22 protein-coding genes are annotated in these 24,789 nt (G+C 51.8%); 5 read left to right on the top strand and 17 right to left on the bottom strand.

Going from position 1 to position 24,789, the window contains the following annotated elements; translation table 11 throughout:
- A complete protein-coding gene (gene apaH, locus KP22_RS10770; RefSeq protein WP_039324216.1) occupies positions 1-846 on the top strand; it encodes a bis(5'-nucleosyl)-tetraphosphatase (symmetrical) ApaH in 846 nt (281 codons plus the stop codon).
- 71 nt (positions 847-917) lie between these two features.
- On the opposite strand, the gene KP22_RS10765 is transcribed toward apaH, so the two are convergent.
- Positions 918-1,112: a hypothetical protein gene (locus tag KP22_RS10765; RefSeq protein WP_039324213.1), complete on the bottom strand. Its 195-nt coding sequence runs from the start codon at positions 1,110-1,112 to the stop codon at positions 918-920.
- 140 nt (positions 1,113-1,252) lie between these two features.
- On the bottom strand, positions 1,253-1,777 hold the full coding sequence (locus tag KP22_RS10760) for a DMT family transporter (protein ID WP_039324210.1): 525 nt from the start codon (positions 1,775-1,777) through the stop codon (positions 1,253-1,255).
- A gap of 110 nt (positions 1,778-1,887) precedes the next feature.
- Here KP22_RS10760 and KP22_RS10755 point away from each other — a divergent pair, with 110 nt between their 5' ends.
- Complete coding sequence (locus KP22_RS10755; RefSeq protein WP_039324207.1) at positions 1,888-2,793, top strand: LysR family transcriptional regulator; 906 nt, start codon at positions 1,888-1,890, stop codon at positions 2,791-2,793.
- An 83-nt stretch (positions 2,794-2,876) separates the two neighbouring features.
- Here KP22_RS10755 and folA read toward each other — a convergent pair whose 3' ends face one another.
- The 3 genes from folA to KP22_RS10740 form a co-directional block, all read right to left on the bottom strand.
- On the bottom strand, positions 2,877-3,359 hold the full coding sequence (gene folA, locus KP22_RS10750; protein ID WP_039324204.1) for a type 3 dihydrofolate reductase: 483 nt from the start codon (positions 3,357-3,359) through the stop codon (positions 2,877-2,879).
- A 98-nt stretch (positions 3,360-3,457) separates the two neighbouring features.
- On the bottom strand, positions 3,458-3,928 hold the full coding sequence (locus KP22_RS10745; RefSeq protein WP_039305644.1) for a threonine/serine exporter: 471 nt from the start codon (positions 3,926-3,928) through the stop codon (positions 3,458-3,460).
- Positions 3,919-4,692, bottom strand: coding sequence for a threonine/serine exporter family protein (locus tag KP22_RS10740; RefSeq protein ID WP_052012516.1), 774 nt, complete (start codon positions 4,690-4,692; stop codon positions 3,919-3,921). Before KP22_RS10740 ends, KP22_RS10745 begins: the two co-directional genes overlap by 10 nt.
- A 204-nt stretch (positions 4,693-4,896) precedes the next feature.
- Here KP22_RS10740 and KP22_RS10735 point away from each other — a divergent pair, with 204 nt between their 5' ends.
- Entirely contained in the window at positions 4,897-5,511 is a 615-nt protein-coding gene (locus KP22_RS10735) for a LysE family transporter (protein WP_010681757.1), read from the top strand.
- Between the two features lie 87 nt (positions 5,512-5,598).
- Here KP22_RS10735 and carB read toward each other — a convergent pair whose 3' ends face one another.
- From carB to ribF, 8 genes are all read right to left on the bottom strand, one after another.
- The gene (gene carB, locus KP22_RS10730) at positions 5,599-8,823 is read right to left on the bottom strand and encodes a carbamoyl-phosphate synthase large subunit (RefSeq protein WP_039324202.1); all 3,225 of its coding nucleotides are present in this window, start codon (positions 8,821-8,823) and stop codon (positions 5,599-5,601) included.
- Positions 8,824-8,837: 14 nt separating this feature from the next.
- A complete protein-coding gene (carA, locus tag KP22_RS10725) occupies positions 8,838-9,986 on the bottom strand; it encodes a glutamine-hydrolyzing carbamoyl-phosphate synthase small subunit (RefSeq protein ID WP_039324200.1) in 1,149 nt (382 codons plus the stop codon).
- 445 nt (positions 9,987-10,431) lie between these two features.
- Entirely contained in the window at positions 10,432-11,253 is an 822-nt protein-coding gene (dapB, locus tag KP22_RS10720; RefSeq protein ID WP_039305629.1) for a 4-hydroxy-tetrahydrodipicolinate reductase, read from the bottom strand.
- A gap of 339 nt (positions 11,254-11,592) precedes the next feature.
- The gene (gene ispH, locus KP22_RS10710; RefSeq protein ID WP_039324195.1) at positions 11,593-12,543 is read right to left on the bottom strand and encodes a 4-hydroxy-3-methylbut-2-enyl diphosphate reductase; all 951 of its coding nucleotides are present in this window, start codon (positions 12,541-12,543) and stop codon (positions 11,593-11,595) included.
- Positions 12,524-12,997 carry an FKBP-type peptidyl-prolyl cis-trans isomerase gene (gene fkpB / locus KP22_RS10705; RefSeq protein WP_039324191.1) on the bottom strand — a complete coding sequence of 158 codons (474 nt, stop codon included), beginning with the start codon at positions 12,995-12,997 and terminating at the stop codon, positions 12,524-12,526. Before fkpB ends, ispH begins: the two co-directional genes overlap by 20 nt.
- A complete protein-coding gene (lspA, locus tag KP22_RS10700; protein ID WP_156107275.1) occupies positions 12,997-13,512 on the bottom strand; it encodes a signal peptidase II in 516 nt (171 codons plus the stop codon). The genes fkpB and lspA overlap by 1 nt, the downstream gene beginning before the upstream one ends.
- Positions 13,509-16,322: an isoleucine--tRNA ligase gene (ileS, locus tag KP22_RS10695; RefSeq protein WP_039324187.1), complete on the bottom strand. Its 2,814-nt coding sequence runs from the start codon at positions 16,320-16,322 to the stop codon at positions 13,509-13,511. The genes lspA and ileS overlap by 4 nt, the downstream gene beginning before the upstream one ends.
- Before the next feature lie 31 nt (positions 16,323-16,353).
- Entirely contained in the window at positions 16,354-17,295 is a 942-nt protein-coding gene (gene ribF, locus KP22_RS10690; protein WP_039305620.1) for a bifunctional riboflavin kinase/FAD synthetase, read from the bottom strand.
- Positions 17,296-17,720: 425 nt separating this feature from the next.
- Between ribF and rpsT the strand changes: the two genes are divergently transcribed.
- The gene (rpsT, locus tag KP22_RS10685; RefSeq protein ID WP_005973217.1) at positions 17,721-17,984 is read left to right on the top strand and encodes a 30S ribosomal protein S20; all 264 of its coding nucleotides are present in this window, start codon (positions 17,721-17,723) and stop codon (positions 17,982-17,984) included.
- A gap of 76 nt (positions 17,985-18,060) precedes the next feature.
- On the opposite strand, the gene nhaR is transcribed toward rpsT, so the two are convergent.
- From nhaR to dnaK, 4 genes are all read right to left on the bottom strand, one after another.
- A complete protein-coding gene (nhaR, locus tag KP22_RS10680) occupies positions 18,061-18,981 on the bottom strand; it encodes a transcriptional activator NhaR (protein WP_039324184.1) in 921 nt (306 codons plus the stop codon).
- A gap of 32 nt (positions 18,982-19,013) precedes the next feature.
- Entirely contained in the window at positions 19,014-20,210 is a 1,197-nt protein-coding gene (gene nhaA / locus KP22_RS10675; protein WP_039324182.1) for a Na+/H+ antiporter NhaA, read from the bottom strand.
- A gap of 289 nt (positions 20,211-20,499) precedes the next feature.
- Positions 20,500-21,636 carry a molecular chaperone DnaJ gene (dnaJ, locus tag KP22_RS10670; protein WP_039305610.1) on the bottom strand — a complete coding sequence of 379 codons (1,137 nt, stop codon included), beginning with the start codon at positions 21,634-21,636 and terminating at the stop codon, positions 20,500-20,502.
- Positions 21,637-21,744: 108 nt separating this feature from the next.
- Positions 21,745-23,652 carry a molecular chaperone DnaK gene (gene dnaK / locus KP22_RS10665; protein WP_039324178.1) on the bottom strand — a complete coding sequence of 636 codons (1,908 nt, stop codon included), beginning with the start codon at positions 23,650-23,652 and terminating at the stop codon, positions 21,745-21,747.
- Positions 23,653-24,133: 481 nt separating this feature from the next.
- On the opposite strand from dnaK, the gene satP reads away from it, so the two are divergent.
- Complete coding sequence (gene satP, locus KP22_RS10660) at positions 24,134-24,709, top strand: acetate uptake transporter (protein ID WP_015731277.1); 576 nt, start codon at positions 24,134-24,136, stop codon at positions 24,707-24,709.
- Positions 24,710-24,789 lie beyond the last annotated feature (80 nt).

Raw genomic sequence — 24,789 nt, 5'->3', positions numbered from 1 at the left:
ATGTCTACCTATTTAGTTGGCGATGTTCACGGCTGTTTAGTTGAACTCAAAGCGCTATTGGCACAAGTTTCCTTTAATCCTGAGCAAGATACGCTCTGGTTAACTGGCGATTTAGTCGCACGCGGGCCGGATTCACTTCAGGTTCTGCGCTTCGTTCGTTCTCTTGGTTCATCTGTCCGTATGGTGCTTGGCAATCACGATCTGCACCTGCTGGCCGTTTATGCGGGTATCAGCCGCAATAAGCCGAAAGATCGTCTCAACGACCTCCTTACCGCACCGGACGCAGACGAGCTAATCAACTGGCTACGTCGTCAGCCGATTTTGCAGGTTGATGACGATCAGAAGCTGGTTATGGCGCACGCAGGCATCACACCGCAGTGGGATCTGCCGACAGCACTCATGTGTGCGCGCGAAGTTGAATCGATCCTGAGCAGCGACAGCTATCCACTTTTCCTCGATGCCATGTATGGCGATATGCCGAACCACTGGAGCCCAGAGCTCAGCGGTCTGGCACGTCTGCGTTTTAGTACCAATGTCTTTACCCGTATGCGCTACTGTTTCTACGGCGGACAGTTGGATATGCTGTGTAAAGAGCCGCCTAATCAAGCTCCTTCTCTGCTAAAACCGTGGTTTGATTTACCAAGCCAGATCGCTGGGGAATACGCTATTGTGTTCGGCCACTGGGCATCATTGGAAGGGAAAGGCACACCGGAAAACATTTACGCGCTGGATACCGGGTGCTGTTGGGGAGGAGAACTGACTATGCTGCGTTGGGACGATAAGCGCTATTTCACGCAACCGTCGCTCTCATCAAATAGCAAACTCTCAGGTGATATCACGCTCTGACCCAGTGAGTAGATGCAGGGATGCATTCACCCTATCGTCAGTCGCACGATTATCCTGGAAATAGGAACGTTTCACAGAAAGGGAAAGGTCGTCCCAGACTGAATTTTTTTGGGTGACGGAGCGGCTAACGCCTCGGTGGGAATCGACCAGATGCCACCACCAAGAAACCCAGCCAGACCAACGGCTTCTACATCGTTCAATGGCAATTCACGGCGACGTGGATCGCTCAGTCGGTCAGTATTCAGATTACTATTTCTATTCGTCATGCTTACTGTCTCCTATCTATCAAACACAGCGGCTTAACGACATCTCAATTGAACGACGCAAGCCGCTACTCGTTTTCATACTAGCGATGATAGATGACGGAAATGTGACCTATTCCTGCTAAAAATAGAGAGATCGCCGTTCATTGTGGTTGCTTATGGGTTTCAACGGCGGGTTTTGTCAGCGGCGGAGAAACCACAGAGAATTGCACCACCAGCATACCCATGACAATTAACGCCACACCCACGATTCGTCCCAGCGTCGCAGGCTTCACCGCCAACCCCATCAAACCAAAATGATCGATAATCAGTGATGCCACAACCTGCCCAACAATCACGCAGACAATAAAACCTGAGGCTCCAAGCTTTGGTGTCAGCAATAAGGCGGCGGTGATATAAGCCACGCCTGCCAAGCCACCCAGCCAGATCCACCACGGCCCCTGCAAGGCATTGCCCAGTGTTGGCATGGGCACCCGAGCAGCAAATAGAATCGGCAACAGCACGCAGATGCTGACCAGCAGGGACACCAGCGTTGCCCAAAGTGGGTGGCCTAACGAGCGCCCCAGCATCGCATTACTGGCGGCCTGAAAAGGCACAATGCTCCCAGCGAATACCGCAATACCCAGCGGCAGCAATAATGAGAGAGAAAAAGAAGAGAATAACGACATCGAACCTCCTGATTCACAATATAAGTTCACAACGTAATTAGGATGTTCCAATACTCGAACATCCATTAAACTGATGGAAATTCGTAATTAATACGGAAGGTATTCGCAGAATGGATGATTTACGTCGTATCGATATGAATCTGCTGCTAACGCTTCATGCTTTGCTGACGGAAAAACACGTCACGCGAGCAGCGCTGCGCCTGCACCGCAGTCAGCCTGCCGTCAGCCATTCACTATCACAGCTTCGCCAGATTTTTAACGATCCGCTGTTAGTCCGGCGTGAAGTCGGTCTTACGCTAACGACCCGAGCTCAGGCGCTACTCGGCCCGTTGGAACTCGCGCTTGATCAACTAAATGGCCTGATACAAGCCCCGCAGTTCGATCCGTGCCATAGCACGCGACATTTCCGTTTGGCGCTCTCTGATTACGGCACAAATGCCGTTTTGCCAACGCTCATGCGACATCTACGCGTACAAGCTCCCGGCATTTCTCTGGCCGTCAGCCATGCAGGCCGTGAAATGATGCTGGCACAGTTGATTGATGGAGAAATCGACTTAGGCCTCGGTGTTTTCCCCGCTCGCCCACACGAGGTGCACGCCGAGCTTCTTTTCGAAGAGCATTTTTCCTGTCTGGCCGACCGCGCCACGCTGCCGGAAAACGGTATGCTATCGTTTGAGACATGGCTGGAACGCCCACATGTTCTGGTCACCATGCATCCTGATTCGGCTAATGAAATTGACAGCACGCTGGCAGCAAGCGGCCAATCGCGTAACGTTGTGCTCACATTGCCCCACTGGCATGCCGCCATCAATCTCATTGCCGGTACCGATCTGGTTTTGACCGCGGCGCGGCGCAGCATGGCCCACATCACTACGCCAGATTTACACATTTTTCCGCCTCCGTTCGCGATACCCAATTTTGCCTTCCAGCAGGTGTGGCATACGCGACGCGAGAGCGATCCTGCGCATCGCTGGCTGCGACACGCCATTTGGGAAAGCTGTCAGGCGGGGAAATAAAACATCGAGTAAGAAAACTAAAAAACCCGCAACAAGGCGGGTTTAGCTAGTCATCGACGGAACGTTATCGCAGTAAAGAGCGCCTAGCGGCGTTCCAGAATTTCAAAGCAGTAACTGTGTGAGTTGCGCTCGTCAGCATCATGGAATTCACTGAAAACAGACTGCCATTCATCCGGCTCATAGTCAGGGAAATGCGTGTCGCCTTCCACTTCGGCATCAATGTGCGTCAGATAGAGGCGATTTGCCTGCGACAGCATCTGTTGATAAATGCTACCACCACCAATCACCATCACTTCCTCAACCTCACCTGCCGCTGCCAGCGCAGCGTCCAGCGAAGAGACCCAGGTCACACGCTCGTCATCACCCGGATGATTACTGACGACAATGTTCAGTCTGCCGGGCAGCGGCTGACCGATAGAACGGAAGGTATTACGCCCCATAATAATCGGCTTATTAAGCGTGTTACGCTTAAACCATGCCAGATCGGCGGGCAAATGCCACGGCATCGCGTTTTCCATGCCAATCACGCGATCCACTGCCAGTGCAGCAATCAAACTAATAACCATGGTGAAAAAACCCTGTAGGCCAGAAAATTGCTGACACTATACGGAAAGCCCCTTCGCTCGTCGATATCCAGACTCCGCGGAAATGTAATATAAGAGTTTTACACACCGGGCCGTTTACGGTAGAGCCAGATTCCCGGTAGAGACAAACCGATAGAGAGCGCGCCGACGATAAAGCTGGCCTTAAGAAAATTGGTCATCATGATGTTCATCAGCGCCTCGCTGTAGCCAAGATGCGAAATTTCCACCACCGAAATCATCGCCGTATAGGCAGAAATACCGGGGAACATAGGGATCACGGCAGCCACGGTAAAGACTTTCGGATGCGCCAGCAGCCAGCGTGACCAACGAATGCCAATGACCCCAATCAAAATCGCCGCCAGAAACGATGCCCATTCGATATTCATACCGAAATGTATCGCCAGAAATCGAACGCCGTGCCCGACGCCGCCCAACAGCGCACAGTAAGGCAGCACTTTCAGCGGCACGTTGAAAACCATCGCAAACCCCAACGCGGGGACCGCAGCCAGCACCATATCTTGCAAAAGTGCCCACAGTAAACTTAAGCCCATCCGCGTAACCCCCACAGCGACATCGCCATCACGACACCAATACAGGTTGCTAGCGTCAGCAAACTCGCTACCGTCCAGCGTGCCAGACCCGTATTCACGTGCCCTTTAAACATATCCGCTACGGCGTTAATCAGCGGAAAACCAGGGACCAGCAGCAGCACACTTGCCGCCATCGCCACCGTCGACGTCTGAGAAAAAGCAGGTAAACGCATCAACAGACCCGACACCGACGTGGCGACAAACGCTGTAATACAGAAATTGATCAACGGATTCAGATGTCGTCCGGTAAAGACCTGACGGACATACATCGCCAGACCACTGGCAATCAGGGTGACAATAAAGGCATCCCACCCGCCGCCGTTCAAACGGCTAAAGCAGCCGCAGGAAAGCGCCACAACAGAAACCATCAGCCAACGCGGGTAGCGCAGTGGCTTAATATTTCCCAGACGCTTCTCCACCCCCGCCACATCCAGCAGTTTATGCTCGGCCATGATGACCGCATGCTGAACCTCAATGACGACGTGCATATTAATGCCGCGATCCACATTCTTCCGCGTTGACGTCAGACAATGCCCTTGCATGATGGTGGTCAGAACAATCGAATTGGCCGAAATCGAACTCTCAACGCTATCGGCACCCAATGCCACGCCCAGCCTTGAAGACAACTGCTCTACGACCATACTTTCTGCGCCATGCTGTAACAGCAACAGCGCGCACTGGATGCACAATCGGGTTATTTCCCGCTGCTGTGGCGCTTCAGCCATCCGTTTTTCGCCACTTAATGGTTCACGGTTCTCACGTTCACTGACCATGTTGTTATCTCAACCCGCCCCGGAAATTAACCACAAAAATTAAAGGGCAATTGTTAACATATCACCGCCGAATAACCAATAAGTGTGATGCGAATTAATTATTCTGGCGCTATGATTTCCCTCGCCCCTTCTCTTTTTTCACTGCCTGGAATGACCATGTTAGAAACATCACTGTTTGTCGCGACCATCGCCACGCTGGGGATGCTCTCTCCCGGCCCCGACTTTTTCCTCGTCATCAGGAATGCAGCACGTTACCCACGTGCTGCTGCAATGATGACAGCCTTTGGCGTAATCTGCGGTGTAGCAACCCACATGGCGTACTGCGTCGCCGGGCTAGCCGTCGTCATCACCACCACGCCGTGGCTGTTTAATGTACTGAAATATGCGGGCGCCGCCTACCTGATCTGGATCGGTATTCAGGCGCTATTCGCGCGCGGCGGAAGCAAAATGGACGTATCGAACCTGACACAGCAAAGCGTCAGCCTGAAAAAAGCGTTCCTGCAAGGCTATCTCTGCAACCTGCTTAACCCGAAAGCCACACTCTTCTTTCTGGCGATGTTCACACAGGTCCTGAATATTCACTCAGGCATCGGTGAAAAACTGTGGTACGCCATGATTATCTGGCTGCTCTCTCTCGTCTGGTGGCCGCTGTTGGTCGTGCTTTTCCAAAGCGAACCGGTACGCCGAGGATTGGCTAAGGTGCAAAAATTGGTCGATAAGCTGCTGGGAACGGTGTTGATCGCGTTAGGTATCAAAGTCGCGTTGGGCTAACACTCAAAACACGCCCCATGAAAAAAGCCAGCGCTGTTACCAACGCTGGCTTTCATCATCAGCTTATTGCCTACCGAAGTCGGTCTATCAGCCTTTAATCATCGCATGCATTTCCTGCACGGAGGTGACCTTCTCCGTCGGATCGGCCGTTAACGACATTGCCGTGGCGAAACCGCCGTTCAGCGTCGTGTCGTAATGCACCTTGTATTGCAGCGCACTACGGCGAATCAGCTTGGAGTCTTCAATCGCCTGACGCCCTGCGGTGGTGTTGACGATGTAGGTGTACTCGCCGTTCTTGATGCGGTCCTGAATGTGTGGACGACCTTCATGCACCTTATTCACCAGACGCGGATTGATGCCAGCCTCACCCAGTTCAATCGCCGTACCGTGTGTCGCATCCAGCTCAAAACCGTGCTTCAGCAGCTTGGCCGCCAGATCCACCACGCGAGCCTTATCACCTTCGCGTACCGACAGCAGTGCACGTCCGGTTTTCTTCATGTGCGAATTGCTGCCCAGCATCGCCTTGGCAAACGCTTCAGCAAACGTGCGGCCAACGCCCATCACTTCACCAGTTGAACGCATTTCTGGCCCCAGAATCGGGTCAACGCCTGGGAATTTATTGAACGGCAGCACCACTTCTTTCACCGAGTAGTATGGCGGGATGACTTCTTTGGTGATGCCCTGCTCAGCCAGCGTTTTGCCTGCCATCACTCGCGCAGCCACTTTCGCCAACGGGACGCCGGTCGCTTTCGAGACAAACGGTACAGTTCGCGCGGCACGCGGGTTCACTTCAATCAGATAAACGTCGTTATCCTTCACCGCGAACTGCACATTCATCAGACCGCGAACACACAGTTCAAACGCCAGTTTCTCAACCTGCTGACGCATCACGTCCTGAATTTCTTTGCTCAGCGTGTAAGCGGGCAGTGAACAAGCCGAGTCACCGGAGTGAACCCCTGCCTGCTCGATGTGTTCCATAATGCCGCCAATCAGTACACGTTCACCGTCGCAAATTGCATCGACGTCAACTTCGATAGCATCATCAAGGAAGCGGTCCAGCAGAACTGGCGCATCGTTGGACACGCTAACCGCGTTTTGGAAATAACGCTTAAGGTCGATTTCGTCATACACGATTTCCATCGCACGACCGCCCAGAACATATGAAGGACGGACAACCAGCGGATAGCCGATGCCACGCGCTTTTTCTACCGCCTGCTCAATGGTCGCGACCGTGGCGTTAGCCGGTTGCTTCAGCCCCAGACGATTAACGGCCTGTTGGAAACGCTCGCGGTCTTCTGCACGGTCAATCGCATCCGGGCTGGTGCCGATAACGGGCACACCTGCTGCTTCCAGCGCACGTGCCAGTTTCAGCGGCGTCTGGCCACCGTACTGCACGATAACGCCTTTTGGCTTCTCGATACGGACAATTTCCAGCACGTCTTCAAAGGTTACCGGCTCGAAATACAGACGGTCGGACGTATCGTAATCTGTTGAAACGGTTTCTGGGTTACAGTTGACCATGATGGTTTCATAACCATCTTCGCGCAGCGCCAGAGAAGCGTGGACGCAGCAGTAGTCAAATTCAATCCCCTGACCAATACGGTTCGGTCCGCCACCCAGTACCATGATTTTGTCACGATCCTGAGTCGGGTTGGCTTCACACTCTTCTTCATACGTGGAGTACATATACGCCGTATCGGTCGAGAATTCTGCCGCACAGGTATCGACACGCTTATAGACCGGGTGCAGATCGAATTTATCGCGCAGCTTGCGAATTTCACTTTCAGCCACGCCAGCCAGTTTCGCCAGACGCGCATCGGCAAAGCCTTTACGCTTCAGCGTACGTAGGAATTCGGCATCCAGTGCGGTTGCACCTTTCTCTGCGACCTGCTCTTCCAGACGCACTAGCTCTTCAATCTGTACCAGGAACCAGCGGTCAACGTTAGTCAGGTTAAACACGCCATCGACAGACATACCCGCACGGAAAGCATCCGCGATATACCAGATACGCTCGGCACCGGCATCTTTCAGCTCACGGCGAATTTTGGTCAGCGCTTCAGGGTCGTCCAAATCAACTTTCGGATCGAAGCCCGTTGCGCCCACTTCCAGACCGCGCAGTGCTTTTTGCAAAGATTCTTGCTGCGTGCGACCAATCGCCATCACTTCCCCCACAGATTTCATCTGCGTGGTCAGACGGTCATTGGCACCGGCGAATTTTTCGAAGTTGAAACGTGGAATCTTAGTGACAACGTAGTCGATAGCGGGTTCGAAGGACGCAGGCGTACGACCGCCAGTGATGTCATTCATCAGTTCATCAAGTGTATAACCGACGGCCAACTTGGCTGCGATTTTCGCAATCGGGAAGCCCGTCGCTTTAGACGCCAGCGCGGAAGAACGTGATACACGCGGGTTCATTTCGATAACAATCAGACGGCCGGTTTTCGGGTTTACCGAGAACTGAACGTTAGAGCCGCCCGTTTCTACGCCGATTTCACGCAGTACCGCCATCGAGGCGTTACGCATGATTTGATATTCTTTATCGGTCAGCGTTTGTGCAGGGGCAACGGTGATGGAGTCACCGGTGTGGATGCCCATCGCGTCGAAGTTTTCGATTGAGCAGACGATGATGCAGTTGTCGTTCTTATCACGCACCACTTCCATCTCATACTCTTTCCAACCGATCAGCGATTCATCGATCAACAGCTCTTTGGTTGGAGAAAGATCCAGTCCGCGTTCACAGATCTCTTCGAACTCTTCACGGTTATAAGCGATACCGCCACCAGTGCCGCCCATCGTAAAGGAAGGACGGATAATGCACGGGAAGCCGACGTCAGCCGCAACCGCCAGCGCTTCTTCCATATTATGTGCAATACCGGAACGCGCAGTATCCAGACCGATCTTCTTCATTGCCACGTCGAAGCGGCGGCGATCTTCTGCTTTATCAATCGCATCCGCCGTTGCACCAATCATGGTGACGCCGAATTCGGCCAGCACGCCCTGACGTTCCAGCTCCAGCGCACAGTTCAGCGCAGTCTGGCCGCCCATCGTTGGCAGCACCGCATCTGGACGCTCTTTTTCAATGATTTTGCGCACCACTTCCCAGTGAATCGGCTCGATGTAGGTCGCATCGGCCATTTCCGGGTCGGTCATGATGGTTGCCGGGTTGGAGTTGACCAGAATAACGCGGTAACCCTCTTCACGCAGCGCTTTACACGCCTGTGCACCAGAGTAGTCAAACTCACACGCCTGGCCGATAACAATCGGGCCTGCGCCCAGAATCAGGATGCTTTTAATATCTGTACGTTTTGGCATTTTCTCGCTCCTGATTATTTAGCTGAAGAACGGTAAGTCTGAATCAAGTCAATAAAGTGGTCGAACAGCGGTGCGGCATCGTGTGGGCCTGGGCTGGCTTCTGGGTGACCCTGGAAGCTGAACGCGGGCTTATCCGTGCGGTGAATCCCCTGAACCGTGTGGTCAAACAGGGATTTATGCGTGACGCGCAGCGTGTCAGGCAGGTTATCTTCATCAACCGCAAAGCCGTGGTTCTGCGCGGTAATCATCACACAGTTGTTATCCAGATCTTTGACCGGATGGTTACCGCCGTGGTGACCCAGCTTCATTTTGATGGTCTTCGCACCGCTCGCCAGTGCCAGCAGTTGGTGACCCAGACAGATGCCGAATACCGGAATATCCGTTTCCAGGAAGGTTTTGATCGCGCGAATCGCGTAGTCACATGGCTCTGGATCGCCCGGGCCATTAGAGAGGAAAATACCGTCTGGATTAAGCTTCAGTACGTCCTCAGCAGGTGTCTGTGCCGGAACCACCGTCAGGCGGCAGCCGCGATCCACCAGCATACGCAGAATGTTGCGCTTTACACCGTAGTCATAAGCCACAACGTGGTAAGGCAGTTCGCTTTCGTTTTTCGCCGCAGGCAATTCGCCTTCCAGCGTCCAGCTTCCCTGTAACCAGCTGTAGCTTTCTGCCGTCGTCACTTCTTTTGCCAGATCCATGCCCTTCAGCCCTGGGAAGGCTTTCGCTTTCTCCAGCGCGACGGCAGCATCCGGCGCATCGCCCGCGATGATGCAGCCATTCTGTGCGCCTTTCTCACGCAGCAGACGGGTCAGTTTACGGGTATCGATATCAGCAATGGCGACGATGTTGTTGCGTTTGAGGTATTCAGACAGGCTTTCTTCACTACGGTAGTTGCTGGCAATCAGAGGTAAATCGCGAATAACCAGACCTTGAGCCTGTACAGAGGGGGATTCTTCATCGTTGGCATTAGCGCCGACATTACCGATATGGGGATAAGTGAGAGTGACAATCTGGCGGGAATAGGAAGGATCAGTAAGGATTTCTTGATAACCGGTCATCGACGTATTGAAGACCACTTCCCCCACTGCCGATCCTTCTGCCCCAATGGCCCGACCGTGGAATTGGGTTCCGTCTTCCAGAACCAATAGCGCTGACTTAATCAAAACACCCTCCAAGGAATAAACAATCACGTTATTTGCATATTAATTCAGATTCGAGCCACTAAATCAATGCAAAAACTACCTGTAAGGCCAATTTTTGGCAAATTGGGCGCATTTTAATGATGGTCTTCTCGATTGTCTACCCAAACCGCTTTTTTTCTCTTATTTTTATGCTTTCCGAAATAAATAATCGCCCACTGACGTAAAAACCGCTATCAACTCAAATAAGTAAACGGTTGCGAGGCAATGTTGTTAAAAAAAGGGTAAAGAATCACCAGCAAAGGGTATTTAGGGAGTGAAGAAGGTCAAGCATCACTAAAAAATGACATAAAACACAAACAAAAGAAGATGATGATAAAAAAAAGAAACCAAATAGATAAAAACAAAGGTGAATAGTAAAATATCCACCTTTTTCATCCAGATATGATTTTTATTAAAAAATAAAATACTATAAATCATCCAAAGAAAGCACGTCTCTCATATCAAAAAGACCATTTTCCTTCTTACTAATCCAGATAGCGGCTCTTACTGCACCATTGGCAAATGTCATGCGGCTGGATGCCTTGTGGGTAATCTCAACGCGCTCGCCAACATCAGCAAACATCGCTGTATGTTCACCGACAATATCGCCCGCACGCACGGTAGCAAAACCAATGCTTTTCGGATCGCGTTCGCCCGTATAGCCTTCACGCGCGTACACGGCACAGGACTTCAGATCGCGTCCCAATGCATCGGCGATCGCTTCACCCATCGCCAACGCGGTACCCGATGGCGCATCCACTTTGTGGCGGTGGTGTGCTTCAATAATTTCGATATCAGTATAGTCGCCCATGACCTTGGCCGCTTTTTCCAGCAGCTTCAGCATGACATTGACGCCAACGCTGAAGTTCGCCGCAAACACAATTCCGATATCTTGTGCAGCCTGCTTAATCGCCGCTTTCCCTGCGTCATCAAAGCCGGTAGTCCCAATAATCATGCCTTTACGATGCTGACGACAAAATGCCAAATGCGCTAATGTGCCCTCCGGGCGGGTGAAGTCGATCAAAATATCGAAATCATTCTGTACCGCATCCAGGCTTTCATTCACGGTAATACCATTTTTACCCAGTCCGGCGAGTTCACCGGCATCACTTCCTAGCAGGGACGAACCAGAACGCTCCAGCGCTGCGCCCAATACCACGCCGTCCATTTGATCAATAGCCTGAATCAGCTGGCGTCCCATACGGCCGCCCGCACCTACAACCGCAATACGGATGGATGAATCCTTCATAAGGTCTCTCTCTTTTTAATCCTGACGACATAAAAATAACATCAGGTTAACGGGCACCGCGCACTATCGCCAGCGGATTTACCACCAGATTAGAAAATACTGTTTGAAGCCGCAGAAAATCAGCAAAACTGTCTCGCCACAGGCAGCAGAAGCGCGTCTGAAAGCGATGAAAAAAACGTGAGGCGTTTGAAAACAAGCAGAAAATGTCAAAAACAAACCTCATGGTATAATGCATAAAAATTCATTTTTATGCATTAAGATTTTTATGAGTGAATAACAGCGAAGAGAAAAAGGAAAGGAGCAAAAGCGATAGAGCCTAAGCTCTATCGCAGAAACAGGCTAATCGATCTGTTTGACTTCAACACGCAGCTCTTTCGGCACTTCAAAGACGATGTTTTCTTCACGTCCTTGCATTTCAACCGCAACCTTACCGCCTAATTCTTTCAGCCGTTGAATCACCTGTTGTACCAAAATATCCGGTGCCGATGCGCCTGCGGTAACGCCAACATGCGAAGCACCCGTTAACCATGGCTCCTGAATATCGTCAGCGGAATCAATAAGATAAGCAGCCTTCCCCGCTCTCTGTGCCAATTCGGCAAGACGGTTGGAGTTTGAAGAGTTTTTAGAACCCACGACAAAAACGACATCCGCTTTATCCGACAAATGGCGCACAGCCTCCTGACGGTTGGTCGTTGCATAGCAGATATCATCTTTACGCGGGCCGACAATCTGCGGGAAACGCTCGCGCAACGCATCAATCACCGCATAGGTATCATCAACAGAAAGCGTGGTTTGCGTCATAAAGCACAGGTTGTTTTCATCTTTTACCTGCAACTGCCAGACGTCATCGGGGGACTCGACCAGATACATGCCGCCATCCGCATTGCTGTACTGCCCCATCGTTCCTTCAACTTCAGGGTGTCCAGCATGCCCAATCAGAATCGCTTCTACGCCTTTCTTACTGGCTCTGGCCACTTCCATATGCACTTTGGTTACCAGCGGACAGGTCGCATCGAATACTGTCAAGTCACGATTTTTTGCTTCATTACGTACCGCTTGCGAAACGCCATGTGCAGAGAAAATCAGAATCGCACCATCCGGCACGTCTTCAATCTGCTCAATAAAAATCGCACCGCGTTCACGTAATCCGTTAACTACATAGCGATTATGTACCACTTCATGACGGACGTAGATCGGCGTACCAAAAAGCTCCAGCGCACGTTCCACAATGCTGATAGCCCGATCGACACCGGCACAGAAGCCGCGTGGATTAGCCAGCAGGATCTGCATGTGTCACCTCCTGTGGTACGGGATCGATGTCTAGTACTTCAAGATCGAAGGTAATCGCCTGACCGGATAAAGGATGATTGAAATCCACCGTAACTGACTCTTCAGTCACATCACGGATAATCCCCGGCATATCATTTCCGGCAACGCCGCTGAACAACATGATGGTGCCCACATCCGGCACGCCTGTCTGGGCAAAATCACGTCGCAAGAAGAACTGGATCAGGTTCGGATTGGTCGGCCCAAAGGCCGACTCCGGCGGCAGCGTAAACTTGCGTTTATCTCCACGCTTCAATCCCAACAGGTTTTGTTCCAGCGCGTCAGACAGGCTGCCGTCACCAAGACGAAACAGAGCTGGTTTGCCGCGCTCACGCGTGGATTCGGCCGCAGAGCCATCCTCCAGCGTCAGAATAAAATGCACCAGCAGCGCGCTGTTGTGCTGCACAGTCTCGGACATCAGTGACCCTTTTGCTTAACGGTATCAGTATCCTCATGCGTACTGAAAAACCCTTCCAGTACGATGAGCGCCGCACCAATACAGATAGCGGTATCGGCAAGGTTAAACGTAGCGAAATGCCAGTTACCGACATAGAAGTCGATGAAGTCGACGACAAATCCGTGCCATGTGCGGTCAAACAGATTGCCCAATGCGCCGCCGATAATCAGCGAATACGCAATGTTATTTAGCCTCTGTTTGACGCTGCCGCGGTACATCATCACCAGCAGAGCAACCACAATAGCAATCGCGATGCCAGCAAAGAACCAGCGTTGCCAGCCGCCTTTATCCGCCAGGAAGCTGAATGCTGCGCCATAGTTACGGGCATAATGCAGATTCAGAGAAGGCATCACTGGTACCGTATCCCCCAGCGCAAAGTGGGCAAGAATCCACTGTTTGCTGCCAAGATCGACAACTAAAACCAGTATCGCCAGCCATAGCCAGCGCAGTCCACTCGAACAGATCTTATTCATCAGACAAATTTACGCTCTTCGCCGTTGCCGCCCACGTTAGTCGCACAGCGACCACACACTTCAGGATGATCGACATTGCTACCGATATCCATCTCGTAATGCCAGCAGCGTGGACACTTGTGCCCTTCTGCCTCACTTAAGGCAATTTTCAGTCCGATGAGTTCCGTTGCCTGCGCGCTATCCGGCGCATTTTCATAACGTTCCACCCGCGCTTTTGACGTCAACAGCGCAAAGTGCAGTTCCTGACGTAGCTGGTTCAACTTGTCCGCCAGATTGTCATCGGCGTATAGCGTGACGGAAGCTTCGAGCGATCCACCAATGCGCTTGTCATTACGCGCCTGTTCGATCACTTTGTTCACTTCGCTACGTACTTTCAGGACATCCGCCCAGAACGCATCGTTCATCGTTTCAGAGGCATCCAGTGCAAACAGGCCGTCATACCACTCTTCGGTAAACACATACTGCGCACGCTCGCCCGGCAGGAAATTCCAGAGTTCATCTGCCGTGAAGGACATAATCGGTGCCATCCAGCGCACCAGCGCTTCTGAGATATGGTATAGCGCGGTCTGGCAGCTACGGCGTGCGACGCTGTCGCTTTTTGCCGTGTACTGACGATCTTTGATGATATCCAGATAGAAAGATCCCATCTCGATCGAGCAGAACTGCATCAGACGCTGTACGACACGGTGGAAATCGTAGCTTTCATACGCTTCGAGAATCTCGTCCTGCGCGGCTTTCGCACAGCCAACCGCCCAGCGATCCAGCACCACCATGTCTTCTGGCTTCACGCTATCTTTCTGTGGATCGAACCCATTCAGGTTCGCCAGCAGGAAACGCGCGGTGTTACGAATACGACGATAGGCATCGGCGGAGCGCTTCAGGATTTCATCGGATACCGCGATTTCACCGGAGTAATCCGTTGAACCGATCCACAAGCGCAGAATGTCAGCGCCCAGCTTGTTCATCACGTCCTGCGGGCTAACGGTATTACCGATCGATTTGGACATCTTACGTCCCTGACCATCAACGGTGAAACCGTGGGTCAGTACCTGACGGTAAGGCGCTTTGCCTTTGATCGCTGTAGAGATCATCAGAGAAGACATGAACCAGCCACGATGCTGGTCAGAACCTTCCAAATACATATCTGCCGCGTGGCCACCAAACTCAGGACGGACATCTACCACGGACGCGTGCGTCGATCCTGAATCAAACCACACATCCAGCGTGTCTGGCACTTTGACGTAATTCTCAGCGTCGGCGCCCAGTACATCGGCCGGATCGAGATCCCACCATGCCTGAATGCCGTCGGCTTCAACACGTTCCGCTACCGCTTCAATCAGCTCAGCAGTACGCGGGTGCAACTCTTCCGTCTCTTTGTGAACGAACAGCGACATCGGCACGCCCCAGGTACGCTGACGGGAGATACACCAGTCAGGACGGTTGGCGACCATCGCTTCGATACGCGCCTGACCCCAATCCGGGATCCACTGCACGCCTTTGATTTCAGACAGCGACTGCTTACGCAGGCCTTTCTGATCCATGCTGACAAACCACTGTGGCGTCGCACGGAAAATGATCGGCGATTTATGACGCCAGCAGCACGGGTAGCTGTGCTGTAATTTCTCTACGTGCAGCAACATGCTTTTTTCACGCAGGATTTCAACGATCAGATCGTTGGCTTTGAAAACGAACTTACCATCCAACTCAGGATAAGTACCGCTCAGATAGCAGCCGTTCGGCCCAACCGGGTTGGCAATTTCCAAATTGTATTTTTGGCTGATCACATAGTCGTCAGGACCGTGCCCACCGGCGGTATGTACCGCACCAGTACCCGCATCCAGCGTTACGTGATCGCCCAGAATTGCCGGTACATCAAAGCTCAGGAACGGATGTTTGAAACGCAGCAGTTCAAGATCGGCGCCTTTGCAGTCGCCCAGAACTATCCACTGAGTCACACCCACACGTTTCATGACGCTTTCAACCAGATCGGCCGCCAGAATCAGCGCCTGGCCGTCAATTTGCACCAGTTGGTAATCGAACTCTGCGTTCAACGAGATCGCACGGTTTGCTGGCAGCGTCCACGGCGTCGTTGTCCAGATCACCAGCGAAACGGGGCCGTCTACGCTACTCACGCCAAACTTGGCTAATACTGCCCCTACATCGCTGGCGTTAAACGTCACATCAATGGATGGGGACGTTTTGTCGTAATACTCAACTTCTGCTTCCGCCAGTGCGGAACCACAGTCGGCGCACCAGTGAACCGGCTTAGCACCTTTGTGCAGGTGGCCGTTTTCAATGATGCGTCCCAGCGCGCGAATAATGTTCGCTTCAGTTTTGAAATCCATTGTCAGATAAGGACGATCCCAATCGCCCAATACGCCCAGACGAATAAAGTCGGCTTTCTGACCAGCAACCTGCTCTGCCGCATATTTACGGCACTCAGCGCGGAATTCTGCCGCACTGACTTTCTCGCCCGGTTTACCAATCAACTGTTCTACTTTCAGCTCAATCGGCAAACCATGGCAGTCCCAGCCCGGCACGTAAGGGGAATCGTAGCCAGACAGGCCTTTTGATTTAACGATAATATCTTTCAGAATCTTGTTAACTGAGTGACCAATGTGAATACTGCCGTTCGCGTATGGAGGGCCATCGTGCAGAATGAAGGTCTTCTTTCCCTTCTTCGCATTGCGAATAATCCCGTACAGATCCTGCTCATACCAACGTTTCAGCATGTCAGGTTCGCGCTTGGCCAGATCGCCACGCATCGGGAACCCTGTTTCCGGCAAGTTCAGGGTAGTCTTATAGTCACTCATTAGATTCTCGATTTCGTTTCGGCTAGAAAAATTAAACCGGTGTCTTTAACCCGAAGAACGTCCGGGCTGTCACCACATCATCGGCGATTTGCTGTTTTAACGCATCGAGCGAAGCAAAACGCTGTTCATTACGGATTTTTTTACGCAGTACGACTTCAATATGACGACCATAGAGATCTATCGTCACGTCCAGCAAATGCACTTCAAGCTGCTGGCGTTTGTCACCGTTTACGGTTGGACGCGTACCAATATTGGCGACGCCCGGCAGTGGCTCTTGCCCCAGTCCATAAACACTAACAGCATAGACGCCGCTGACAGGGGAAACCTGACGTTTCAACGGCAGGTTGGCGGTAGGGAACCCAATGGTTCGCCCCAATTCTTTGCCATGTTCCACACGTCCGGAAATGCTGTAAGGATGGCCCAACAGACTTTCTGCCAGCTCAAGTTCATCACGACTGAGCGCTTCACGTACGGCAGTGCTGCTAACCCGTTTGCCGCCATTACAGAACGAATCGGTGCTGATGACATCAAATCCCGACTCACATCCAGCCTTCTGTAATAACAGGAAATCTCCCTGACGACCAGCCCCGAAGCGGAAGTCATCCCCGACAACCAGAAACTTCACGCCCAATTTCTTCACCAGCAGGGAAGAAACGAACGTCTCAGCATCGTTGGCGGCAAAACGTGCGTCGAATCTGACGCACAGCAGATAGTCCACGCCGGCCTGCGCCAGATATTTCACCTTGTCACGCAGACGCGTCAGACGGGCGGGCGCTTTTTCCGCAGCGAAGAGTTCCAGCGGCTGTGGTTCAAAAATCATGACCATCACCGGCAGTCCACGAGCGCGACCTTCCTGCTTCAGTCGTTCAAGCAGCATTTGGTGTCCGAGGTGCACGCCGTCAAAATTACCAATAGTGAGCACACAGCCGTAATGGTGTGCCCGAAGATTGTGTATACCGCGAATTAGCTGCATGGCTGGCCCAGAACAAAGGGTTAATATTATGGAAATCGGCGGATTATACCTTGTACAGCGAGTAAGGTTAACCCGCGATTCGCGCCTTTTGCAGCCACCTTGTAAATCGTGCCAGAATTTGCACGTTTTTTAGCTGAATCATCGATGGATGACGCCTATACGCAGAATATCCAGACGGCGGACAGCACATGCAATCCGACTTTACCGATGACAGACAGGGCTTTATCAAATTCAGGATGAATTTATGATGCGAAAAGCTGTATTCCACCGCGTGAAGCTGCTAAAATCCTGCGCCATCACAACGTAACAAGTGTCGACGTACAAACGACGCTTATTTGCACAAATCCATTGACAAACGAAGGCTAAACGAGCATATTCCACGGCCTTTGAATTGTCCTCGATTGAATATATTTGGGAGTTGGACCTTGGCTAATATCAAATCAGCTAAGAAACGCGCCGTACAATCTGAGAAGCGCCGTAAGCATAATGCAAGCCGTCGCTCAATGATGCGTACTTTTATCAAGAAAGTATACGCGGCGATCGCTACTGGCGATAAAGAAGTGGCACAGAAAGCGTTTAATGACATGCAACCGATCGTGGATCGTCAGGCTGGTAAAGGCCTGATTCACAAGAACAAAGCTGCACGTCATAAATCCAATCTGGTTGCGCGCATCAACGCCATGCAATAATCACGCATCTGCGTGTAGTTGCTAAAAAAACCGGCCTAGGCCGGTTTTTTTGCATCTGTGATGTCACGGCAATTACTTAGCTACCATCCCGCGACAGGCCTGCTGCACTATCACAGAAGAGCGCTGAAAAATCCGCGTTACAGACGCGCTGCACCGCCGGATGTTGGATCATTCTGGCCGCAAAAATCGCATAATACTCATCCTGAATGTTCTCGATCCTACCGATCTCAACGATATCGCCCTGCTGATAGATTTCATTGGCATACAGCGATGGCGCAACGAAAATCGCATCGTTATTAATACCGAACGCCGTCATCAGTGCCGCATCATCAAACTCACCCAAAATGTTCGTCTGAATATTCTGCGCAGTAAACCAATTCAACAGCTTTCGTCCCAGCATGGTTCGCCGCCCAGGAATCAGTAGCTTACGTTGTTCAAGACAGGCCGGAAAAGGCCGATCAGGCTGCGGACGCTTACAGTAAAAACTCACACCACACTCGCCCAGCTTGAGTGAAAACAGCCCTTCCTGCTGCGTTGAATCAACCGGGCAATCAGACAGAATCATATCGAGCTTATGCTGGCTCAACTGCTCCAGCAGCATTTCGTGCGTCGACTCAAAACAGCGCAAATGGATATGTTCCTGTTCCGTCACGACCGTTTCCAGTACTCGACTCACCAGCCGTTTGGACAACGCATCAGCCACGCCAACATCGAATAGCAGATTCGATTCTTTGCGGTAATTCACAATATCCAACATTTCCTGGCTGAGCTGGAACATGCTATCCGCATAGCGAAAAACGAGCTGCCCCAGCTCCGTCGGTTCCAACCCTCGCCCTTTGCGCTTGAAAAGTTTGCCCTGCAAACGCTCTTCCAGACATTTGATTTGCCCGGTAATGGTCTGCGGCGTTAAAAACAACATTTCTGCCGCACCCGCGACGGAACCCGACTTATAAACCTGCCAGAAATAATAGAGATGATTAAAATTTAAATGAGACACACCCGCCCCCTCTTAGCGCCTCCGGCACAGTATCAACCCTCACACGGCTGAACTGCCTTGTCCAGCGTTGGCAACACCGCGCGTAATGCCAGATAGCCAAGCAGCGCAGCCAGCCCTGATGCCAGCAAGATTCCCAGCTTGGCATAGGTAATCAATTCCGCATCGCCGCCGGAGAAGGCCAGCAGCGTAATGAATATCGACATGGTAAAACCGATACCACACAGCACTGAGACTGCTACGATCTGGTTAAAGTGCACACCAACAGGCAGGCGCGCATAGCCCAATCGTATTGTTAGCCAACTGAACAAAGTAATTCCCAATGGTTTACCGATCAATAGCCCAGCAGCGATGCCAAGGCTCAAAGGGGAAAACAGTTTTTCCAGCATAATTCCCTGCAATACAATGCCTGCGTTGGCGAAGGCAAACAGCGGAACAATCAGAAACGCGACCCACGTTTGTAAGCCATGTTCCAACGTGGTTGCCGGAGAAATTCGCCCCTCGGACGTGCGCAGAGGAATAAAAAATCCGACAATCACCCCGGCCAGCGTCGCATGAACGCCACATTTCAGGATGCAGACCCACAAGACGATCCCTACCAGCAAATAGGCGGACGTTTTGACAACCCGCTGCCTGTTCATATAGGCCAGCACAGCAATCGCCAGCACCGCGCCACCCAATGCAGGCCAGAAGATCTGCTGCGTATAAAACAGGGCGATAATCAGGATCGCGCCCAGATCGTCAATGATCGCCAACGCGAGTAGGAAAACCTTTAATCCTGCGGGAACACGCTTGCCCAATAACGTCAACACACCAACGGCGAATGCAATATCGGTCGCGGCGGGAATAGCCCAGCCAGCGCGCGTCACCTCATCATTTGCGTTAAAAAGCAGAAATAGCAAAGCGGGAAAAAACATTCCACCCACGGCAGCCGCCAGTGGCAACATCGCCTGCTGGCGGCTGGCTAACGAGCCTTCGACTAACTCACGTTTCACTTCCAGACCAATTAGCAGGAAGAAAATCGCCATCAGGCCATCATTAATCCACAGCAGCAGGTTCTTGTTGATTTCCAGTGCGCCAAACCGCATTTCCACTGGCATCATCAGAAATTGTTGATAGCCCACAGCAGTAGCAGACCAATTAGCAAGTGCGATCGCCAAAACTGTTGCCATCATTAGCATTACGCCAGTTGCCGCATCTAATTGAATGAAGCGCCGAATCATTGTTATCATTGACTTAATCTCCCATCAGGTACGAACGTCAATACCAAACGTTCGCTTTCTTACTGGTAAGATTACGCAATCCAATTGCTCGTTAAAAGCAGATTAAAACTGGCTAAATAGTCGAGAAAACCGACTTATTGAATTGACGCGGTTTAGAGGAAAAAACATAAAAAACTTCAGAAGCGTCTTTCAACGTTGCGTAGCAACGGCCCCAGGATAACGGACAGGGATGTCCGTCATAAAAAAAACCGGCAGGTTTATCCCACCGGTCTTTCTATCACGCGTTAACGATAAGCGATTAACGGGTCAGGTCGTCGAAAAACTTCTTCACGCCATCGAAAAAGTTTTTCGAGCGCGGGCTGTTTCTTTCGCCAGACGGACCACCGAAGCTCTCGTCAAGTTCTTGCAGTAGTTGTCTCTGGCGCTCGTTCAGATTAACCGGCGTTTCCACAACCACACGGCACAGCAGATCGCCCTGCGCACCGCCGCGAACCGATTTCACACCTTTTCCACGCATACGGAACAATTTCCCGGTTTGCGTTTCCGCAGGCACTTTCAGCTTCACGCGGCCATCCAGCGTCGGAACTTCAATCTCGCCGCCTAATGCTGCCATCGCAAAATTGATCGGTACTTCGCAGTACAGATTGTTTTCTTCACGCTGGAAGATCGGATGCGCCTTAACCTGCACCTGAACGTACAAATCGCCTGATGGTGCGCCATGTTCGCCCGCTTCACCTTCGCCGGACAAGCGAATACGGTCACCCGTGTCCACACCCGCCGGAATTTTCACCGACAGCGTTTTGCTCTTCTCTACACGACCGTGACCGTGACATTTGACGCACGGATCTTTAATGATCTTGCCGCGACCATGACAGTGCGGACACGCCTGCTGTACGGTAAAGAAGCCCTGACGCATCTGCACCTGGCCGTTACCATGACAGGTTGGACAGGTGATCGGCGAGCTGCCCGGCTTCGCGCCGTTGCCGTGGCACACATCACACTCTTCCAGAGCGGGAATACGGATCTCTTTGGTGACGCCACGTACCGCTTCTTCCAGCGTCAACTCCATGTTGTAGCGTAAATCGGATCCACGGCTTGCGCGCTGACGGCGACCACCGCCAAAAATGTCCCCGAACACGTCGCCAAAAATATCACCGAAATCGGCACCGCCGCCGCCAAAACCACCACCGCCTCCGCCCATACCACCTTGCTCAAACGCCGCATGACCGTACTGATCGTAGGCTGCGCGTTTTTGCGCGTCAGTAAGGATCTCGTAGGCTTCTTTGATCTCTTTGAACTTGGCTTCTGCCTCGCTATCACCCTGATTGCGATCCGGGTGATACTTCATTGCCAGACGTTTGTATGCTTTCTTTATTTCACGCTCATCCGCGCTTTTAGCAACGCCCAGGCTTTCGTAATAATCTTGCTTCGCCATTTCTTTTCCTGCCCCTCAACATGCGTGCACGGGCGCAGAGTTTCCTCGACGCCCGTGCTGATTGCCAGCAATAGCCTTGTGGCTGCTACTGCGCCCGCTCAAGGGCGATTACTTTTTATCTTTTACTTCTTCAAACTCAGCATCAACGACATCATCGTCGCGACGAGCAGAGGCATCATCAGCGGTACCTTCAGCGCCAGTCTGTGGCTGAGAGGCTTCCAGCAGCTTGCCAGAAACCTGAACCAGCGCCTGAATTTTCGCTTCGATGTCTGCTTTGTCTTCGCCTTTCAGCGCGCTTTCCAGCGCTTTCAGTGCGTCTTCAATGGCAGTTTTGTCATCAGCGGCCAGTTTATCGCCCACTTCTTCCAACTGCTTACGCGTGCTGTGCAGCAGGTGATCGCCCTGGTTACGTGCCTGAACCAGCTCTTCAAACTTACGGTCAGATTCAGCATTCGCTTCTGCATCGCGTACCATTTTCTGGATTTCTTCTTCGTTCAGACCAGAAGACGCCTTGATGGTGATTTTCTGCTCGCGGCCGCTGTTCTTGTCTTTCGCGGAAACGTGCAGAATACCGTCGGCGTCGATGTCAAAAGTCACTTCGATTTGCGGCATACCGCGCGGCGCAGGCTGAATACCATCCAGATTAAACTGACCCAAAGATTTGTTGTCATGCGCGCGCTTACGCTCACCCTGTAGAACATGAATCGTTACCGCAGACTGGTTGTCTTCCGCCGTTGAGAACACCTGACTGTGTTTCGTCGGGATCGTGGTGTTCTTGGCGATCAGCGCCGTCATCACGCCCCCCATGGTTTCGATTCCCAGAGACAGCGGGCTTACGTCCAGCAGCAGAACGTCTTTCACGTCACCAGACAGAACACCACCCTGAACCGCAGCACCAATGGCAACGGCTTCGTCTGGGTTCACGTCTTTACGTGGCTCTTTACCGAAGAAGTCAGCAACTTTCTTCTGTACCAGAGGCATACGCGTCTGACCACCAACCAGAATCACATCCTGAATTTCAGAAACGGACAGGCCAGCATCCTGCAACGCCACTTTTAACGGCTCCAGAGAACGGTTCACCAGTTCTTCTACCAATGACTCCAGTTTCGCACGGGTCACTTTGATATTCAGGTGCTTAGGACCAGTAGCGTCCGCCGTTATGTATGGCAGGTTAACGTCGGTCTGCTGCGCAGAAGACAGCTCGATCTTGGCTTTTTCTGCCGCTTCTTTCAGACGCTGCATGGCCAGCGGATCGTTGCGCAGGTCGAAACCTTGCTCTTTCTTAAATTCATCAACCAGATAGTTGATCATGCGGCTATCGAAGTCTTCACCACCCAGGTGAGTATCACCGTTGGTTGCCAGAACTTCGAAGGTTTTTTCGCCATCAACTTCGTCGATTTCGATAATGGAAATATCGAACGTACCGCCGCCCAGGTCGTAAACCGCGATAGTGCGGTTGCCGACTTCTTTATCCAGACCGTACGCCAGCGCTGCCGCTGTTGGTTCGTTAATGATACGTTTGACTTCCAGACCCGCAATACGGCCAGCATCTTTAGTTGCCTGACGCTGCGCATCGTTGAAGTAAGCCGGTACGGTGATAACCGCTTCAGTGATGGTTTCACCCAGATAGTCTTCCGCCGTTTTCTTCATTTTTTTCAGCACTTCAGCTGAAATCTGCGGCGGAGCCATTTTCTGATCTTTCACTTCCAGCCATGCATCGCCATTATCTGCCGCGATGATTTTGTACGGCATGATGTTGGCATCACGCTGCACTTCTTCGTCTTTGAAACGACGGCCAATCAGACGCTTGATCGCAAACAGGGTATTTTTCGGGTTGGTTACTGCCTGACGTTTAGCCGGTTGGCCAACCAGAGTCTCACCATCTTGCGTATAAGCAATAATTGAAGGCGTGGTGCGATCGCCTTCGCTATTTTCCAGTACTTTTACCTGCGTACCGTCCATAATCGCGACACAAGAGTTGGTTGTACCCAGGTCGATACCAATAATCTTACCCATCTAAACATCTCCACTAAAAAGTCATATTCGGTATGGTGGTTAAACCTACTGTGCGGGCGAAATGTCGTTTTTCAACAATATTTCTCGTTTTCCAACGACACACCCTCGTTTTCATCAGCAGCACACGTTTCATTTTCATGCTAACCACCGATGTAACGGCCCGACACACGCCTTTGCGGCAGGTCAAACTGTTTCGGTTGAAAATAAGATGGGGCCAACATTTCTATCATCAAGGGGGAAGATGAAAAAAAATGACCTTTACCCCTCTTACGATCAAACTATTCTGCCTTCTCCGTGTTGTGTCCATTCCAAACGCCCGATATGATGCCGCGCCCACCACAGAAATGGGAACATTTCCCTACACAATGGCGGGTAATAACCCCTAAACGACTCCTATCCCAACGTGATTGGCGCATTCGCTAACCTTAATGCTGCGCCCGACGCGAAGGGATTATTAATAATCTGTTATTGCAGAGGATTTATGAGCACGAACACGTTGGCAAATCCTGGTCCATTAGGACTGATGGGCTTCGGGATGACCACAATTCTGTTGAACCTGCACAACGCAGGCTTTTTCCCACTTTCTTCCATCATTCTCAGCATGGGTATCTTCTACGGCGGTATTGCCCAGATCCTGGCTGGCCTGCTGGAGTATAAAAAAGGGAATACGTTTGGCGTGACCGCGTTTACGTCTTATGGCGCGTTCTGGCTGACGCTGGTTGCCATTCTCGTACTGCCCAAAATGGGTCTGGCGGAAGCCAGCGACGCTCAGTTCCTTGGCGTATTCCTTGGCCTGTGGGGCGTCTTCACGCTGTTTATGTTCTTTGGCACATTCGGTACCAACCGCGCGCTGCAATTTGTCTTTGGTAGCCTGACCGTGCTGTTTGCTCTGTTAGCCGTAGGTAACTTTACCGGCAACCACGCCCTGCTGACCTTCGCAGGTTACGAAGGCATTATCTGTGGCGCTAGCGCCATTTATCTGGCGATGGCTGAAGTACTGAACGAGAAGTTTGGTCGTACCGTACTGCCAATTGGTACACGTGGTGCGTCCCACTAAATTCTGACACAGATAAGTTCTGATGCGATAAGCGCTACCTGTAAGCACTCGCCGCGTTAAATGTTAACGAGCCCTGTCAA

Origin of the sequence: Pectobacterium betavasculorum (assembly GCF_000749845.1) — a bacterium.
Taxonomy (GTDB): Bacteria; Pseudomonadota; Gammaproteobacteria; order Enterobacterales; family Enterobacteriaceae; genus Pectobacterium; species Pectobacterium betavasculorum.
This window is presented reverse-complemented; position numbering and strand designations above follow the sequence as displayed.